We start from the raw sequence: 16,855 nt of genomic DNA, 5'->3' as shown, positions 1-16,855 counted from the left end.
CAGGATCACAAGTGCGTGAGCTCAGCGGATTTAACCGCGTCGTCTATTCTTTATGAAATAACTCACTACCGGGAATACTATGCAGATTCGAAAAGGATTAAATACGGACCTCGTCCGTCTTGAATGTTGTGACTTTTCTTTCACCATTAGCCACATAGCGCGAGAGCCCTTTATCCATTGTGATTTGCATATTGAAGCCGTCGCCGAGCCCTGGATAAAAACCTACGAACTCGACATCCAAACGCTTGAAAACCATTGCGTTAATCCGGACGCCATATTTCTTGTTGCGGAAACCGATGACGGTGAATTAGCCGGATTTATTACCGCGTCAATCGGCTGGAATAAATTTATTTCAGTGGATTATATTGCCGTTGATCGCACCAGACGCAGAACCGGCGCCGCGCAAAAATTAATGGCTGCCGCGCACGTGTGGGCCCGCAGCGTAAACGCGCCAGGATTACGCCTTGAAACACAAAATGTGAACGTCTCTGCCTGTCTGTTTTACCGTAACTACGGGTTCACCCTGGGCGGGTACGATCGGTATCTCTACAACGCCTTACCGGAAAAAGACGAGGTCGCCCTGTTCTGGTATTACATGCTGGTGTAGCGCCGCAGCCTTCATATTTCTGTCATTGAACTTCATTACGCTTTCGGGATTTTAACCACGGTGTTGAGGAAAGAAGTGTGAATTCAATGGCTAAGGCATTACTGCTGGCATTACCCGTTTTGAGTGCAGCGGCGACGGCCGCTGAGCGCGAGCTGTGTGAACCCAAAGCGTACGAAATGGCGCTGCGCTATCAGCAGAAATCGGCAGAGATTCTGGCCCTTCAGCTGCAGACGTATCGGTTTGCCACCGAGCGTTTCAACGAAAAATTAAAAGATCTGAAAACACCTGAAAATTACGCCGTGGTGATGGACCTGGATGAAACGGTGCTGGATAACACCCCTCTGCTGGTGCGCGACATGGCGCAGTGTCACGACTATACAAAATGGGATACCTGGAGCGACTGGGAAAAACAGGGAAAACCCGGCTTAATTCCGGGAGCAAAGGCCTTTCTTGACCACGTGAATCAAAGCAAGGTCCGCATCTATTATGTTTCGGACCGTATGCAGGAAAACAAAGCCGACACGCTGAAGACGTTAAACGCTCTCGGCCTGCCGCAGGTGTCTGACGAAAGCGTGCTGCTGGATACGGTCAGCAAGGAAGAGCGCCGTCAGAGCATCCTCAAAAAGCAGCAGATCGTGATGCTGTTCGGCGACAGCCTGCCGGACTTCGCCGTACAGTTCAAAAACAAAAAACCGAGCGAGCAGCAGCGTGAGCTGGTTGAAGCCAGCGCCGAACACTTCGGCAACGACTGGATTGTGCTCCCAAATGCCGCTTATGGTGCCTGGTCCAGGGCCACGCTGGATAGCTGGAACGTACCGCTGAAAAAATAACGCTTTACGGGCCGGGAAAGGCTTCACCACCACCCGGCTGTTGCGCTGTGCTATTTATCTCGTTTATAGGTCCTATCATTTCTGAGCAGGTTCTTATAATTTTACGGAGCAGTAAGATGAGCACTTTCAAAGGAGACTCGTATGCTTACCGTGAAAAAACTTGCTCTTTCCACGCTGATTTCCAGTTCATTGCTGTTCTACCCTGCGCTGCAGGCCTCGGCAGAAACGCCGCAGCACGTCGTTAAACAACCGGCGGGCGGTTACAGCGTGCAGGTCGGTGACGTTCTGGTAACGTCGTTTACGGACGGGACCGTTGCGCAGGATCTGCATAAGCTACTGCGCCGGACAACGCCGCAAAACATTGATGCACTGCTCGCGAAAAACTTTCAGACCAACCCGGCGGAAGTGTCCATCAACGCCTTCCTGATTGCGATTCCCGGACACAAAATCCTGGTGGATACCGGTTCCGGCCAGCTCTTTGGCCCCGGCAATGGCGGACGTCTGATTGAAAGCCTCGCCACCCAGGGAGTCAAACCCGAGGACATCACTGAAGTTCTGCTGACCCACGCCCATTCCGACCACGCGGGCGGCCTGGTGAAAGACGGCAAGGTGGTGTTCAGCAACGCGCGCGTTTTCGTTGGCAAACCGGACGTCGACTTTTTCTTTAACGACGACAATCAGAAGAAAACCGGCTACGGCAAGAACTACTTTGATGTCGCACAGAAGACCTTAAAACCCTATCTTGACGCGGGTAAAGTGGTGCCGTTTAGCGGCACATCGGAGATTCTTCCGGGGCTGACCGGCACGGTTCACCCCGGACATACGCCGGGATCGGCCTTCTACACGCTGACAAGTAAAGGCGAGAAGATCACCTTTGTCGGCGACATCATTCACGCAGCGGCGGTCCAGTTCCCGCAGCCTGCGGTGACCATCACCTACGATGAAGATGAGAACAAAGCGGCAAGCGTACGCGAGCATGCGTTCGCTGACTTTGTGAAAAATAAAGACCTTATTGCCGCGCCCCATCTGCCTTTCCCGGGCATCGGCTATGTGACGAAAGGTGAGAAAGGCGGCTATGCCTGGGTCCCTGTTACCTATACCAACCGGGACGCCAGCGGCGCGAAGTAGAGTGATGTCGCGTATATCTGACATGGACATCGACCTGCTCCTGGCGCTGGACGCCCTGCTTCAGGACAGGAACATCACTCATGCGGCCGCGCGGCTGGGCATCAGCCAGCCCGCGCTCTCTGCCCGTCTCGCGCGTCTGCGCACGCTGTTTGGCGAGCCGCTGTTTATTCCCTCCCCACACGGACGTGGGGTGTTACCCACACCGAGAGCGGAGGCGTTGAGGCCACAGGTTGAAAGCGTGCTACGAGGCATCCGCGCGATGTTCGCCCCCACCACGTTTGAGGCGCACACCAGCAGCCGGACATTTGTTATCGCGCTACATGAAAACCCGGCGCTGATGCTCGGCACCGCGCTGCTTAACCAGGTGAGTACCGATGCCCCCGGCATCCGCCTGCGCTTCGCCCTGCCGGAGATGGTAGACCTGCCGCAGCAGCTGGAAAACGGTGATGTGGATATCTACATCGGCGTGAGCGCGGGCGCCCATGACGGATGGGTGAGGCGCAAACTTCTCGACGACGCGTTTGCCACCGCCCAGCGCAAAGCTCATCCGCGTGGAACAGGTCCGTTAGATTTGGAAAGCTACTGCGCGCTTTCCCATCTGGTGGTGTCGTCGGCGGGAGATCCCTTTACCGGATTTGTCGACCAAACCCTCGCCGGGCTGGGCTATCAGCGACACGTTGCCATGTCCACCCAGAGCTACGCTATGGCGCCTGCGCTGGTTGCCGGTACCGACCTGGTATGTACCCTGCCGGAACGGATGCTGAAGCAGTTTGCCAGCACGCTGGATATTTTCCCACCGCCGCTGCCGCTCCAGCCGATTACCATCAACATGTACTGGCACCCGAAAAACAGCCAGGATCCGGCGAACGCCTGGCTGCGCGGGCAGCTGCTGCGGGCCGCCGGACGTCAGGTGTGATCGAGCGTGACCAGAAACTTTTTAAGCACTTCTGAACGAATAATCCGGTGGCAAACCAGGGTGAGTTCGCTCTCCCGCAGCCGGTCGAGGATGTCCACGTAGACGACATTCTCAACGCTCACTGCCTTTGCCGACGCGGGCAGCAGCGCCAGCCCAAATCCGGCCGCAACAAGGCTTATCACCGTGGGCACGTCGGTCGCATTTTGCACCACGTCCGGCTGAAAGCCCGCCCCGCTGCAGGCGTCATAGAAGTACTGCTCCAGCCCCATTCCCTCCGGATCGCGCAGCGAGATCCATTTTTCGTCTTTCACCGACGAAAGCGTCAGCGCGGACGATCCGGCGAGCGGATGCTGACGAGAGAGCGCCAGCACCGTTTTCTCCGAGGTGAACGGCCGGCTTTGCAGATCGTCAGGCAGCGACGGCAGCGGCGCGCGGATGATGGCCACGTCCAGCTGGTTGCTCTGCACGGCGGCGTAGAGCGTCTGCACATTTCCCGTCATCAGGGACATGGTAATGGCCGGCCAGCGGCTGTGCATCTGGCGCAGCGCGGCGGGCAGCCTGCCGTCAAACATCGCACTCGACACGCACCCCAGGTTTAACTCCCCCTGCTCACCCCGTGCCGTTTGTCTGGCATCCAGCACCGCCTGCTCGGTCAACGAGATGGCAAGCCGGGCTTTGACCAGAAACGCTTCGCCCGCGGGCGTCAGGGTTAAGCGGCGGTTCGCCCGGCTGAAAAGCGTGACGCCTAAACGTTCTTCCAGCGCCTTTATCTGCTGGCTCAGCGCCGGTTGGGCGATGTTCAGACGCTCGGCGGCCCGGTGCATGTGGAGCTCTTCGGCAACGACAATGAAGTGGCGCATCTGACGAAACTGCACGAGACGTCTCCCTGTATTGATATAAATTTACTTATCAATTTAACAGAAATGATTTAATTGATGCTATTGGTCTTTGCCAGAAAAATGGAGGTATTCAACCGAGGGAGGAAAATATGGAAAATCAAGTCAACGATCTCCGCAGCGCCATCGCCTTACTGCAGCGCCACGAAGGCCAGTATATTGAAACCGATCATCCGGTCGATCCCAACGCGGAACTGGCGGGTGTCTATCGCCATATCGGCGCAGGCGGCACGGTCAAACGTCCGACCCGCACGGGTCCGGCCATGATGTTCAACAGCGTTAAGGGCTATCCGGGCTCCCGCATTCTGGTGGGCATGCACGCCAGCCGCAAGCGCGCGGCGCTGCTGTTAGGCTGCGAACCGTCTGAACTGGCAAAACACGTTGGCCATGCGGTGAAAAAGCCGGTCGCACCGGTTGTCGTTCCGGCCTCGCAGGCCCCCTGCCAGGAACAGGTCTTCTACGCTGACGATCCTGACTTCGATCTTCGCAAATTGCTTCCGGCACCGACCAATACGCCAATTGATGCCGGTCCGTTTTTCTGCCTGGGGCTGGTGCTGGCAAGCGATCCGGAAGACAGCTCGCTGACGGATGTCACCATTCACCGCCTCTGCGTGCAGGAGCGCGACGAGCTTTCCATGTTCCTTGCCGCCGGGCGACATATCGAAGTCTTCCGTAAAAAAGCGGAGGATGCCGGAAAACCGCTGCCGGTGACGATCAACATGGGTCTCGACCCCGCCATCTATATCGGCGCATGCTTTGAGGCCCCTACCACGCCGTTTGGCTACAACGAGCTGGGCGTCGCCGGGGCGCTGCGCCAGCAGCCGGTCGAGCTGGTGCAGGGCGTGGCGGTCAAAGAGAAAGCCATCGCACGGGCGGAAATCATCATCGAAGGCGAACTGCTTCCGGGCGTGCGCGTAAGAGAGGATCAGCATACCAACACTGGCCACGCGATGCCGGAGTTCCCGGGCTACTGCGGTGAGGCGAATCCCTCCCTGCCGGTGATCAAAGTGAAAGCCGTGACCATGCGCAACCACGCGATCCTGCAGACGCTGGTGGGACCGGGGGAAGAACATACCACGCTGGCCGGACTGCCGACCGAGGCCAGCATCCGTAATGCCGTTGAAGAGGCAATTCCGGGCTTCCTGCAAAACGTCTATGCCCATACCGCGGGCGGCGGTAAGTTCCTCGGCATATTGCAGGTGAAAAAACGCCAGCCGTCAGACGAAGGACGCCAGGGCCAGGCGGCGCTCATCGCCTTAGCCACCTATTCGGAGCTGAAAAACATTATTCTTGTCGACGAAGATGTGGATATTTTCGACAGCGACGACATCCTGTGGGCGATGACGACGCGCATGCAGGGCGATGTGAGCATCACCAATATTCCGGGGATCCGCGGCCACCAGCTGGATCCGTCCCAGTCGCCGGAGTACAGCACCTCGATTCGCGGCAACGGCATCTCCTGCAAGACGATCTTCGACTGCACGGTGCCGTGGGCGCTGAAGGACCGCTTCGAGCGCGCGCCGTTTATGGAAGTGGATCCACGTCCGTGGGCGCCGGAGCTGTTTGCCGATAAGAAATAAAATCACGCGCGTATGGCCCGCAGATCATACGCGTATTTTCTTTTCAAGCGTGGCGATATTTTCACCCGCCACGCGTTCAACAGTGAAACGATCGACGCTCAGCAATATGAGCATCAGCCCCCTGCCGCTCTCCAGCAGCGGCGACATTTCGCAAAAACGGTCTCGCCGGGCGATCTCAAGACGCTCCTGCGGGAACGCGTCACCCGCGTCAGTAAAAACAAGGCAGACGTCATTGCCGCGGATGGCGAACTGTACGCTAAAGACGCACGAATTATCCTCATGAAGCGCGTAGCGGATGATATTCGTTGCCACTTCACAAACGGCGAGATCGAAGGCGAAACGCCACTCGTCATCGACGGGAAGCGCGCTCAGCCTGTCTCTCAGCCAGTCGGACAGCGGCGTCAGGGACGCGATCGCCGCCGGAAATTCAGCATGCTCTGGCCTCTGCATCTACTGCCCCAGCTGTGCAAGCGCGCTATGTTTATCCGGATAGATACGGAAGATGCGATCCATTCGGGTCAGGGTGAACATGTTCATGATCCCGGGGTTCAGAGAGCACAGCGCCATGTCGCCTTTTCCGTTCATCAGCTTAAACAACGACACCAGCATCCCCAGCCCGCTGCTGTCGATGAAATCCACTTTGCTAAAGTCGACGATTAAGGCTTTACGATCGCTGCCGATTTCCTCCGTCACGGACGCTTTAAACGTCGCAGCAACGGAGGCGTCCAGCCGTCGGACCGCGGGCGTGAGAATGTTGGCATGCGGTAATCGTTCGGTGTTAATTATCATTCTGTTCTCCCTGACGCTCAATCACGAGCAGTGACACGTCATCGGTTAAGGCGATCGGTTCATCACGATTTGCATTGCGCCAGCCGGTCAGGTGGTCACCGAACCGCGGCAGGAGCTGGTCAACGTGGAGCCGGGCATGCTCATGAAGCCAGCGTTCGAGACGTTGCGTGCCAAACTGCTCGCCGCTGACGTTCTCACACTCGGTAATACCGTCACTGAATAAGCATAAGCGATCCCCCGGATGGAGGGTAAACGCGACGTCTTCCCAGCTCAGATCCGGGATTAGCCCGACCGGCGGTCCGCCATCGCCCACGGACGTGACGGCGCTGTCCGCATTCACAATGAAGGGAGTAGGATGCCCGGCCTGGCACAGCCACCCTTCACCAGTCTCTGGATCGATCACGCCGTAAATGAGCGTGAAATAACTGGTGATGTCGCTCTCTTCACTGCAAAAGCGGCTGTTCAACATCCTGACAACCTCCGCAGGTGACTGAATCCCCCCCTCTTCGGTAAACAGAAAGCGATCCACCACCCGGCCATGTAAAAACTGGCGAGCCACCGCGAGGGACATCATCGCGGCCCCCACGCCGTGACCCGAGACATCAACGCAATAGAATCCCAGATGTGAATCCAGAGGGAAAATATTGAACACATCGCCCGAAACCCAGGCTGACGGCAGGAAAAGCCAGTCGGAGAAGTAGTCGCCATAGCGTAAGCGGCGTGAAGGCAGCACCGAGTGCTGAACGCGCGCAGCCAGTTCCAGATCTTTTTCAATCTGATGCAACGCTTCACTCAGGCGCTTGTTGTGCGCCGCGAGGGTCGCCTCCAGCGTAAGAATACGGACCCCGGCATGGAGCCGCGCCCGCAGTTCAGCCTGCTCAACGGGCTTACTCAAAAAATCATCCGCTCCGGCATCAAACCCCTGCGTCACGTCCCCGGCATTCTCGCGGGCCGTCAACAGGATGATATACACGTAGCGGCCAAACTGACGGTTGCGGATGGTCTGACACAGCGTCAGTCCGTCCATTTCCGGCATTTCCCAGTCGCTTATCACCATGCTGACCGGCTGGCTGGACAAGATTTCCAGCGCGTCGACACCATTTTCCGCCTCGCTCACGATATATCCCCACTGGGTGAGCATTCGGGAGAGTAACCGACGATAAATCAGCGAATCTTCAACGATTAACACGTGCAGCGCCGACATACATCCCTCCTAAAGCGGTAAGAACCAGATGAGGCTCACGGTCCCTTCCCTGAATTTTGCATTCCCGTTGCCGTGCCCCGGATAGCGCGTTCCCGCATAGTTCGCGTACTGGATGGAGAACGAACCCGGCGTATAGCCGGCATAACCGAAGCTGTAGCTGTAATCGCCGTTCCAGGGCTGCTGCTGGCTGCTGTCAGGGAACCAGAATGCCGTCGCGCGAAAGAAGAAATGTTGTTTGAAGGTGTAGCCACAGCCGCCGAGCATGACGTTTTTATTTTTGCGGATGTCATCGCTGCTGAGGTCGTAGTAGCGCGGTACCCAGCTGTACCCGACCTGGCAAATGATGGAATCCCCTTTATTAATCAGGAGTGTGTTTTCAACCGGTTTCGGTAGCGAAAACTTATAAGCCAGCGTGAAGGCGCCCTGTTCGAAATAGGTGTGTCGTCGGCTGCCCGATGTCCAGAAATGGTTATCGCCGTAGTTGCTGTAAACCAGACTCACGGTGTTGGCGTGCCAGTCATCGTAGCCGAAGCTGTAGCGAAAATCGGCGGTGTAGCGGCTGGTGTCTCTTACCGGCAGTCGGGACGTAATGTTGGCAAACCAGAAGCTGTAGGGGGAATACTGAAGGCTGAGATTCAGCGTCTGGTTAATCTTTTTCTTTTCCGTGGCGGTGTCTGAACTGTTAGGAATGCTCATCCACTGCTCTTTCAGTCCCGAGCTAAAGCTAAGCGCACCTGAGAATTTCTTGTCGTTACCCGAGAACAGGCGCCCCCAACGGCTGGTAAAAACGCCTGCCTGAACGGGTTCACCGTTCTTATCGCGCAGGGTTTCTTTATCACTGCTTTGCGCCGCCTCCGCGGCGGGTATCGCGGCGAGCAGCACGCCCGCCAGAAGCCATTTTTCGCGCATAACCGCCATCCTTAGTTAGGTATCCAGCGTGCGCCGACGTCGTATTTTGCCATCAGCCACAAAATACCCAGTGCCGCCGCATGCACTAACGTGTTCTCTATCCAGGCGTGACGCCATAAATCGAAGGTAATGAACTGACTCACCAGCAGCACCACGTAAACATGCAAAATAAAGGTATAGAGCGAGTGCTGCCCTAGCGGGATGAGGAACCATCCCAGCAGGCGGTTGAGCGGCGTCCAGCAATACGTCAGCACCAGGTAGACGGTGACCATCAGGGCGATATCGTTCAATACCCGCACCGGGCCCAGCCCATTCTTCGCCGCCCAGGTGTGATAAAACGAATTGAAGCTGTCAGGCGGGATGACGTGCATCAGCAGCGCGGGCGGCATAAACGGGTTGGTATGGTTCTGGGCAACAAATCCCAGCACCAGTGACACCATGACCAGCGCCACCACCACCCCTTTGCCCGGGGGCGTCCGGGCGAACGAGAGCAGTTCGGCTTTATACCAGCCGCTGGCCATGCCCAGCACAAAGATGAACTGCCAGGCGAGCAGCGGGAAGGCAAATTCGAATTCCGACGGCGTCAGCCGAAGCGGCCACCGCTGCCACAGGCTGTACACCAGCAGCGACAGCCCTAACAGCCACCAGACTTTTCCTTTCTGCAGCATCCCTAAAAATAGCGGGCTGAGTAGCAGCAAAAAGATATACAGTCCGAGAATTTGCGTCTGGTGGGGGCCGATCTGCAAATAGAGAATAATGTTGAACCAGGTCTCTTTAATTTGCGGCGTCACAGGATAAAGCGACCAGCTTTGACCCGAAAAGCGGTCGGTAAAATGGGTGACCTCGAAAACGTTAATATGTGGGATATAGGCCAGCAGAATAAACGACACTATGATAATGATATTTACGCGATATATTTTCCATGCCCTGAGATAAAGTCCCCAGGAAACCGTAAGCAAAACCACTTTTTGCAGACGCGCGCGATTCAGCATTCCCAGCATAAACCCGGAGAGAATGACAAAGCCTTCTGCACCTGTTGTTAACCCAAAACGCTCCCAAGAGAATATATTAAATATCGACATCACCTCCGTATGCGCCACGACCATCATGACGAGGGCAATGCCGCGCATAAAGTCAATTCTCAGGTCACGGGCACCTGCAACGACATACCTCCATGTCATTGATTTAGCGTCATCTTCTTGCGAAATAGACGGCGCAACATGGCTCATAGGGTGTCCTTTGCCTGAAAACGAAAATTAAGGTCTAAATAAAGTAGATAGTCTAAAGGAATAGTAACTGCAATTTATCACCGGCATATGAAATATATTAAGCAGAATTAAATCCAAATTAATCACTGCTACATATTAATAAAAACGACGCTGGACACTTTTATTCGGCGTTCTACACTTATCTTAAATCTTGTTTACTCGCTATTTTCTTTCGCTTTTGGGCAACTGTCTGCGCAGCAGAATGGGTCTGCATTTTCACGGAATCAGGAACGCCGGAACTATGGATTTTTATTTTTCCCGTTTTGAACATCGTCGTCCTCCGGAACCGTTAACAACACCGCGTTGGGTCATGATGACCTGGCAGGTATTAGCGGTCGCGGCGCTTATTCTGGGTGCAAATTATATTTACTGGCGCTGGACCGCCTCCCTGAATACTGACGCACTATGGTATGCCATACCGCTGGTCCTCGCCGAAACGCTGGCGTGGATAGGGACCGTGCTGTTTACCATCAACTTATGGAAAGAACAGGATCCCCCCCAGTGTCCGCCCCCCGGCGAAATCAACGAATGCCTGTTTCCGGAAGAGGCCGTAGAACCTCGTCCTGTTAAAGTGGATTTGTTCATTGCCACCTACTCGGAAGACACCGAGCTGGTCAGGCTGTCCATTCGCGACGCCCTGAAGATGGCCTACCCGTACCCGATTGACTACCGGATCCACGTGCTTGATGACGGCCGCCGCCCGGAGATGAAAGCCGTCTGCGACGAGGAAGGCGTTAACTATATTAGCCGCCAGACCAACATCGGCTTTAAGGCCGGCAACCTGCGCAACGGTCTTGAGCAAACCGACGGTGATTTCATTGTTATCTGCGACGCCGATACCCGCGTATTTCCCACCCTGCTCAGCCATACGCTGGGCTATTTTCGCGATCCGGACGTGGCCTGGGTGCAGACGCCGCAGTGGTTCTTCGACCTTCCGGAAGGAGAAAATCTTTCACGCTGGGGCCAGCGAAAAGCCGGAAAAGTGGGCTACGGTCTGGGCTGGCTGATTCAAAAGTGCGTTGGCCCGGTCACCGTAGGCCGCGACCCGTTTTTTAACGATCCGCGCATGTTCTATGACGTGATCCTGCGGCGGCGCAACTGGGCGAACGCGGCTTTCTGCTGCGGCGCGGCCTCCATCCACCGGCGCGAGGCGGTCATGCAGGCCGCGCTGAGAAGCTACGTCTGGTCCGTCGAAGAGGAGATCCATCGCCATACCCGCGACATCCGCGATGAAGAAACCCGCGAAGCGCTGCAGGAGGCGATGCGCCCGCACGTGGCGTTTGACACCGAGTTCACCCCCTACAAATTTCACGTCTCCGAAGATATTTACACCTCGGTGCTGCTGCACGGTGACGCCGCGCGACGCTGGCGCTCGGTCATGCATCCGCGGGTGGAGTCGAAGATGCTCTCTCCGCAGGATATGCTGACCTGGATGATCCAGCGCTTTAAATACGCCGCCGGCTCGCTGGATATTTTGTTCCATGACAATATCTTCAGCCGTCGCCGCTTCCGGCTTTCCCTCCCCCAGACGCTAATGTATGCCACCACCTTCTGGTCTTACATGGCCTGCGTGTGGAACACGGTATTTTTGATTTCGCCCATTATCTATCTGTTCACCGGCATTCCGCCGGTATCCGCATGGTCGACGCCGTTCTATCTCCACTTTCTCCCCTTTTTTATCTTCTCTGAACTGGCGTTTATGTTCGGGACATGGGGGATCTCGGCCTGGGACGGCAGGGCCTCTTACCTCTCCTTCTTTTCCATGAACCTGCGCGCGCTCAATACCGTGCTGCGGGGCGAGCAGATCAAATTTCACGTCACGCCAAAAGAGCGGCAGACGGGCCGTTTTCTCTACCTGGTGAAGCCGCAGATTGCCATTGTGGTGCTGACCCTCGCAGGGCTTATCTGGGGCGGTATTCAGGTGGCGCGTGGACAGGTGGACGACCCCTCCGGCTACGTCATCAATATTTTCTGGGGAGGGGTGAACATCGCCGCCATGCTGCCGCTGATTTTCGCGGCCATGTGGACGCCCGCCGAAGAGGATGAGGTCACCCAATGAGGATACGTGATGCCCTGCTGCCCGCGCGCAGCTACCTCACCATTTTGCTCGGGTTCCTGCTCGGCTTTGCCATTGTGGTCTGGGTGGAGAAACAGATGCCCACGCGCGTGGAAAGCAGCGGCGGCATCGCGCTCAGCAAAGACTTCCCGCCGCTGCCTGCGAAACGCGCCCTGACCTATGACGAAGCCATCTGGGCGCGAGTCGCCTGGCAATACTACGTGAATAATACCCAGCCAAACGGCCTGCCGAATGCCAGCGACGGAGAACCCTGGCTGAGCCTCTGGAGCGTGGGAAGCTACCTGTTTGCGACCGCTGCCGCAGAGCAGCTCAACATTATTTCCGCCGATGAGTTCGACGAGAGGATCGGTACGGCCCTGTTCGCGCTGGGGCAGCTGCCGCTCAACGAGCGAGGCCTCCCAGCTGCGTATTACCATGCCGACACCCTGAAAATCCTCGGCAAACCCGACGCCTCGGCAATTGGGCTGAGCCGCCTGCTGACGGCGCTTCAGACCCTCCTGTGGCGCTATCCTCAGCACGCGGCGGCTATCCACGATCTCTTCAGCCTCTGGAACACCGGCGCTCTGATTGAACATAACGTCCAAAGCCAGGCGGCCGTGCCGCTCCATCACTGGACGCTGACCGATGATGAACAGCGGGACAGTTTTGGCTACCGTCTCTATGCCAGCCATACGCTGCGCCTGATTGACAGCGCGGCAGGCCTCGCGGTAACCAACCCGCCTGAAGGGCAAAAGATGATCGATCTGGACGGCGTGATGGTGCCGGATGAAGGGCTACGCACGCCCTGGGGCAAGCAAACCTCCCTGATCAGTCTCCCCTACCTGTTAACCGGCCTTGAACTGGGCTTTGACGCGCAGAGCGCTGAGATTGCGTGGCGGATTATGCAGATCCAGCAGCGGCGTCATAGCCTGCGCAGCCCAAAACCCCCTGTCAGCACGGATTACGCCGAACCGGCGCCGGATTACGTCAACGATCTGCCGGACAGGCAACCGGTACAGGCGCGCAACCTGCGCGACGAGGTGCCGGAGAAAGTGGCAATTACCTCCACCCGCACCGCGTTTGCCTGGTATGCCCTGTTCCGCAACAGCTGGAGCGAAGCGCTGCGCCAGCAGGTTCTGCCGCTTCAGGTACCGGGTAAAGGCTGGCAGCGCGGATTAAATCTTAACAACAGCGTCAATGCCGTCGTGGACGCCGATACCAATGCCATTGTGCTGGAAAGTCTGTCTTACATCGCGCATGGTCAGATGCTCTGTCTGGCCTGCCTCTACACTTCCCCCTCAGCAGGAGCAACGCCATGAAGCCACGATCCCCGATCCTTTTCCACCTGCTCACGGGAATAACGATCTGCTGGCTGGCGTTATCGACCGTGCGTGCGGACACCGAGCTTCCTGCATCAGGTTACTCCCCGCGCAGCGGCGAGCTGACGGTCCGAGAGATGATCATCGCGAAAAACGCCTGGCAGTATTTCGTCACCAACTATCAGCCCACGACGGGCCTGGTGAATGCGGTCAACAAATTTCCCTCCACCACCATGTGGGACAGCGCCTCCTATCTGGCCGCCCTGACGGCGGCGCGCGAGCTCGGGATCATTGATAAAGCGGAATTTGACCGCCGGATGCTGAAATTTCTCGCCACGTTAAACACCCTGGTACTGTTCCGCAACGAGCTGCCCAACAAGGCCTATAACACCATCAGCGCCCAGAAGGTGGACTACACCAACAAGCCCGGCGAAATTGGCTTCTCGGCGCTGGATATCGGGCGAATGCTGGTCTGGCTGAAAATCGTCAAAGAGCGCTATCCGGAATACGGCAACAGCATTGATAACGTGGTGCTCGGCTGGGATTTCAGCCACGCGATCGACCCCTGCGGCACGCTGTACGGGGCCTATCTCGAGAACGGCCAGCCGAAGTACGTTCAGGAAGGTCGGCTGGGCTATGAAGAGTACGGCGCGGCCGGGTTCCAGCTTTGGGGGTTTAATACCTGTAAAGCCAGCCGTCCGCAGCCTTACGAGCTGGCCGAAATCTACTGCGTGCTGGTCCCGTACGATACGCGCGACCCGCGCAACACGTCGCAGCATAACTACGTGGTGACGGAATCCTACCTGCTCTACGGGCTGGAGTTCGGCTTTGATAAACCGACTGACCGGGATAACGCCCCGCGCGACTACTCCCTGACGTGGATGAAAAACTTTGCTGACCGCGTTTATCAGGCTCAGGAGAACCGCTATACCATTACCGGCGTCCTCACCGCGCGCTCCGAACACCAGCTCGATAAGGCTCCTTACTTCGTCTATGACACCGTCTTCAGCGACGGATACAACTGGAACACCATTACCGATAAAGGCCAGTTCGTCCCCAACGCTGCCGCAATATCGCTGAAGGCGGCGCTGGGCATGTGGGTGCTGTGGAACTCCCCCTATACCGACCGCCTGCTGAATACCATTGAGAATGCCAACGAAGAGGGAAAAGGCTACTACGAAGGGCTGTATGAAAACGGTGACGGCCCGATCAAAGAGTTCACCGCGAACAATAACGGCATCATGCTGGAAGCCCTGCTGTTCAAGAAAGAGGGAAAACTGCTGGCCTTCAACACCGACAACCCAAAGAGCAAGGATTTTGCCCCCTCGCTGTGGGATCGCAAGCTGCTCGATCAGTTTGAAGAGAACAACGCGCTGCGCAGCCGTCCGTTCCTTAGCAGCACACCGGCCATAAAAAGCTGGTGCGACCGGACGGGCGTCACGCAGCGTACCAAACCCGCCTGTCAGGCCTGTCAGTGCGCGTCATGCAGCGTGGACGAGCCCGTTAAACTGCCTCCGGTGACTGCGCAATGCTTAAAACCTTAGCCAGAGGGCTCGCGGGATTACTCCTTGCAGGCGGGGTCATTTTTGCCCTGTTTGGCCATCAGGGCGCAGGCTGGCGCTGGCTAATCCACGGCGGCTGGCACTCCAGCGCGCGTATCGCCGCCCTGACGCCGGAAGAGCAGACGTGGGCGACGATCGCCTGGCGCTATTTCGTCAATAATACCCAGCCGCAAACGGGCCTGGTCAACGGGAGCGACAAACAGCCCCGCGTCACGCTCTGGCAAATGGGCGATACGCTTATCGCCCTGCTGGCGGCAAAAGAGCTGGGACTGATTGAGGACGCCGAGTATGACGCTCGCTTAACCCGCCTCATGGGCACCCTTAACCGCCTGATGCTGACCGATGCCCGGACGCCGGGTCGACTCTATTCCAGCCAGACGGCGACGCCAGTCGACTTTAGCGGCAAGCCCAGCAAAAACGGCTGGTCCGCGCGCGACATGGCGCGTCTGATGCTCGCCCTGCGCCTTACCGCAGAGCGGGAGCCGCAGTACAGCGAATACCTGGATAAAATTATCCTGCGCTGGAATTTCTGCCCGGTCATCGATAGCGAAGGCGAGCTATGGTCCTCTTCCCTGCAAAACGGTCAGCCGGTCGTGCGGGAGGAACTGCGGCTAGGCGAAAGTGAATATGCCGCGACGGCGTTTCAGCTGTGGGGATTTTCCCCGGCTAAAGCGTTTACGCCCCCGGCGCACCACGTCATCATCGCCCAGCGGCGTCTGGCCGTCGATGCCCGCGATCCGCGCACCACGTGGCAGCCCTCTCTGATTACCACCCTTCCCTATATGCTGCCGGGCCTGGAGTTTGGCTGGGAGCCAGAAGGCGTTGCGGCCGATCTGCAACAGCGTCTGCGCAAGCAGGCCGAAAACGTCTGGCTGAGCCAGAAGACCCGCTGGGAGACCGATAAAATCCTGACGGCCAGGGCAGATTTCACGCTCTCTCAGGCGCCCTGGCATATCCAGGATACCGTCTGGGGAAATGGCTATGCCTGGAACTCTGTCGGAGACGATGGCCGGGACTACACCCGTTTCGCGCAGGTATCGACCAAAGCGGTTTTTGCCCTGTGGGCCCTGTGGGACACCCCGTACACCGACGTGCTGATGACGGTCACCAAACACCTTAACGATCCGCAGAAAGGCTGGTATGAAGGCCGTCAGGAAGCCACGGGCGATACCAACGCTGCCTTAACCCTCTCGACCAACGCCACGGTGCTGGAAGCCCTTTTCTTTAAACACAACGCCGGGCCTCTGTTTGACGTGCGTCGGTCGAAGAAAGAGAGCTACTTCTCACGCCGTCTGGCGGAGCAATACACGCCCATCGGGCACTGTCTGCCGGGCGAAAGCACCATAAGGAGGACGCCGTGAAGTTCTATCGCGATCTGTTTGAATCAAGCCTGAACCGCGTCTTTCCGAATAATGAAAAAACCGCGTTTTTTCAGACGTTCTATGACGCCTTCGTCCATATGTCACCCGAAACCGAGGCGCATTTTTCTCGTCTGCCGGATCGGGAGGGTCAGCAGACCCTGTTTAAAAGCTTCTTCGCCATGCTTGCGGTCGACGGCGCCCTGATCGTCCCTGATTTTCTCGAGCGCCTGGCGCGGGAGCAAAGCGACGACGGCCTCCACCTTCCCCCGCGGTTTTTTGCCCTTTGGCGCGAAGCGATGTTGAATGCGGTGAGCCTGCGCGATCCGCAGTGCGACGATGAGATCCTCACCGCCTGGGCCATGGCGATCGCGCCCGGGCTGGAATACCTTCGCCGACAGGCAGAACTGCACTACCGCGCGTAGGGGGAATC

16 protein-coding genes are annotated in these 16,855 nt (G+C 57.3%); 10 read left to right on the top strand and 6 right to left on the bottom strand.

Going from position 1 to position 16,855, the window contains the following annotated elements:
• Positions 1-79: 79 nt before the first annotated feature.
• The 4 genes from IM273_RS17385 to IM273_RS17370 all read left to right on the top strand — a co-directional run bounded on the left by IM273_RS17385 (position 80) and on the right by IM273_RS17370 (position 3,481).
• The gene (locus tag IM273_RS17385; RefSeq protein ID WP_041909946.1) at positions 80-607 is read left to right on the top strand and encodes an N-acetyltransferase; all 528 of its coding nucleotides are present in this window, start codon (positions 80-82) and stop codon (positions 605-607) included.
• A 77-nt stretch (positions 608-684) separates the two neighbouring features.
• Entirely contained in the window at positions 685-1,437 is a 753-nt protein-coding gene (locus IM273_RS17380) for a 5'-nucleotidase, lipoprotein e(P4) family (RefSeq protein WP_193049945.1), read from the top strand.
• A gap of 141 nt (positions 1,438-1,578) precedes the next feature.
• The gene (locus tag IM273_RS17375; RefSeq protein WP_193049943.1) at positions 1,579-2,565 is read left to right on the top strand and encodes an MBL fold metallo-hydrolase; all 987 of its coding nucleotides are present in this window, start codon (positions 1,579-1,581) and stop codon (positions 2,563-2,565) included.
• Between the two features lie 4 nt (positions 2,566-2,569).
• Positions 2,570-3,481, top strand: a complete 912-nt coding sequence (locus IM273_RS17370; RefSeq protein ID WP_193049941.1) for a LysR family transcriptional regulator — start codon at positions 2,570-2,572, stop codon at positions 3,479-3,481.
• Here IM273_RS17370 and IM273_RS17365 read toward each other — a convergent pair.
• Positions 3,472-4,356: a LysR substrate-binding domain-containing protein gene (locus tag IM273_RS17365; RefSeq protein ID WP_041909939.1), complete on the bottom strand. Its 885-nt coding sequence runs from the start codon at positions 4,354-4,356 to the stop codon at positions 3,472-3,474. The two genes, IM273_RS17370 and IM273_RS17365, sit on opposite strands and share 10 nt — an antisense overlap.
• A 113-nt stretch (positions 4,357-4,469) precedes the next feature.
• On the opposite strand from IM273_RS17365, the gene IM273_RS17360 reads away from it, so the two are divergent.
• Positions 4,470-5,957: a UbiD family decarboxylase gene (locus tag IM273_RS17360; RefSeq protein WP_193049939.1), complete on the top strand. Its 1,488-nt coding sequence runs from the start codon at positions 4,470-4,472 to the stop codon at positions 5,955-5,957.
• Positions 5,958-5,981: 24 nt separating this feature from the next.
• Here IM273_RS17360 and IM273_RS17355 read toward each other — a convergent pair whose 3' ends face one another.
• Genes IM273_RS17355 through opgC form a run of 5 tightly spaced genes read right to left on the bottom strand, consistent with a single transcriptional unit; the run spans position 5,982 to position 10,088 of the window.
• Positions 5,982-6,407: an ATP-binding protein gene (locus IM273_RS17355; protein ID WP_041909935.1), complete on the bottom strand. Its 426-nt coding sequence runs from the start codon at positions 6,405-6,407 to the stop codon at positions 5,982-5,984.
• A complete protein-coding gene (locus IM273_RS17350) occupies positions 6,408-6,746 on the bottom strand; it encodes an STAS domain-containing protein (RefSeq protein ID WP_028013194.1) in 339 nt (112 codons plus the stop codon).
• Complete coding sequence (locus tag IM273_RS17345) at positions 6,736-7,950, bottom strand: PP2C family protein-serine/threonine phosphatase (RefSeq protein WP_193049936.1); 1,215 nt, start codon at positions 7,948-7,950, stop codon at positions 6,736-6,738. The genes IM273_RS17350 and IM273_RS17345 overlap by 11 nt, the downstream gene beginning before the upstream one ends.
• Positions 7,951-7,959: 9 nt before the next feature.
• On the bottom strand, positions 7,960-8,859 hold the full coding sequence (locus tag IM273_RS17340; RefSeq protein ID WP_193049934.1) for a hypothetical protein: 900 nt from the start codon (positions 8,857-8,859) through the stop codon (positions 7,960-7,962).
• Positions 8,860-8,870: 11 nt separating this feature from the next.
• Positions 8,871-10,088: an OpgC domain-containing protein gene (gene opgC / locus IM273_RS17335; protein WP_193049932.1), complete on the bottom strand. Its 1,218-nt coding sequence runs from the start codon at positions 10,086-10,088 to the stop codon at positions 8,871-8,873.
• A gap of 280 nt (positions 10,089-10,368) precedes the next feature.
• On the opposite strand from opgC, the gene IM273_RS17330 reads away from it, so the two are divergent.
• From IM273_RS17330 to IM273_RS17310, 5 genes are read left to right on the top strand one after another with little or no spacing between them, the layout of a single operon-like run.
• Entirely contained in the window at positions 10,369-12,186 is a 1,818-nt protein-coding gene (locus tag IM273_RS17330; protein ID WP_193051619.1) for a glycosyltransferase, read from the top strand.
• On the top strand, positions 12,183-13,502 hold the full coding sequence (locus tag IM273_RS17325) for a DUF3131 domain-containing protein (RefSeq protein ID WP_193051618.1): 1,320 nt from the start codon (positions 12,183-12,185) through the stop codon (positions 13,500-13,502). Before IM273_RS17330 ends, IM273_RS17325 begins: the two co-directional genes overlap by 4 nt.
• On the top strand, positions 13,499-15,046 hold the full coding sequence (locus IM273_RS17320) for a DUF3131 domain-containing protein (protein WP_193051617.1): 1,548 nt from the start codon (positions 13,499-13,501) through the stop codon (positions 15,044-15,046). The genes IM273_RS17325 and IM273_RS17320 overlap by 4 nt, the downstream gene beginning before the upstream one ends.
• Positions 15,031-16,425: a DUF3131 domain-containing protein gene (locus IM273_RS17315; RefSeq protein ID WP_193051616.1), complete on the top strand. Its 1,395-nt coding sequence runs from the start codon at positions 15,031-15,033 to the stop codon at positions 16,423-16,425. The genes IM273_RS17320 and IM273_RS17315 overlap by 16 nt, the downstream gene beginning before the upstream one ends.
• Positions 16,422-16,847 (top strand): hypothetical protein, encoded by a 426-nt coding sequence (locus IM273_RS17310; RefSeq protein ID WP_028013202.1) that lies wholly within the window; start codon positions 16,422-16,424, stop codon positions 16,845-16,847. The genes IM273_RS17315 and IM273_RS17310 overlap by 4 nt, the downstream gene beginning before the upstream one ends.
• Positions 16,848-16,855 lie beyond the last annotated feature (8 nt).

Source organism: Enterobacter cloacae complex sp. P13B (assembly GCF_014895915.1).
Lineage (GTDB): Bacteria > Pseudomonadota > Gammaproteobacteria > Enterobacterales > Enterobacteriaceae > Enterobacter > Enterobacter bugandensis.
The sequence above is the reverse complement of the archived record's forward strand: the minus strand, read 5'-3'. Positions and strand labels throughout refer to the sequence as shown.

Excerpts from the sequence above, each read along its gene's own strand:
- opgC (WP_193049932.1), bottom strand. The coding sequence starts at position 10,088 with ATGAGCCATGTTGCGCCGTCTATTTCGCAAGAAGATGACGCTAAATCA.
- IM273_RS17345 (WP_193049936.1), bottom strand. The coding sequence starts at position 7,950 with ATGTCGGCGCTGCACGTGTTAATCGTTGAAGATTCGCTGATTTATCGT.
- IM273_RS17315 (WP_193051616.1), top strand. The coding sequence starts at position 15,031 with ATGCTTAAAACCTTAGCCAGAGGGCTCGCGGGATTACTCCTTGCAGGC.
- IM273_RS17360 (WP_193049939.1), top strand. The coding sequence starts at position 4,470 with ATGGAAAATCAAGTCAACGATCTCCGCAGCGCCATCGCCTTACTGCAG.
- IM273_RS17340 (WP_193049934.1), bottom strand. The coding sequence starts at position 8,859 with ATGCGCGAAAAATGGCTTCTGGCGGGCGTGCTGCTCGCCGCGATACCC.
- IM273_RS17370 (WP_193049941.1), top strand. The coding sequence starts at position 2,570 with ATGTCGCGTATATCTGACATGGACATCGACCTGCTCCTGGCGCTGGAC.
- IM273_RS17355 (WP_041909935.1), bottom strand. The coding sequence starts at position 6,407 with ATGCAGAGGCCAGAGCATGCTGAATTTCCGGCGGCGATCGCGTCCCTG.
- IM273_RS17350 (WP_028013194.1), bottom strand. The coding sequence starts at position 6,746 with ATGATAATTAACACCGAACGATTACCGCATGCCAACATTCTCACGCCC.
- IM273_RS17330 (WP_193051619.1), top strand. The coding sequence starts at position 10,369 with ATGGATTTTTATTTTTCCCGTTTTGAACATCGTCGTCCTCCGGAACCG.
- IM273_RS17320 (WP_193051617.1), top strand. The coding sequence starts at position 13,499 with ATGAAGCCACGATCCCCGATCCTTTTCCACCTGCTCACGGGAATAACG.
- IM273_RS17375 (WP_193049943.1), top strand. The coding sequence starts at position 1,579 with ATGCTTACCGTGAAAAAACTTGCTCTTTCCACGCTGATTTCCAGTTCA.
- IM273_RS17325 (WP_193051618.1), top strand. The coding sequence starts at position 12,183 with ATGAGGATACGTGATGCCCTGCTGCCCGCGCGCAGCTACCTCACCATT.
- IM273_RS17385 (WP_041909946.1), top strand. The coding sequence starts at position 80 with ATGCAGATTCGAAAAGGATTAAATACGGACCTCGTCCGTCTTGAATGT.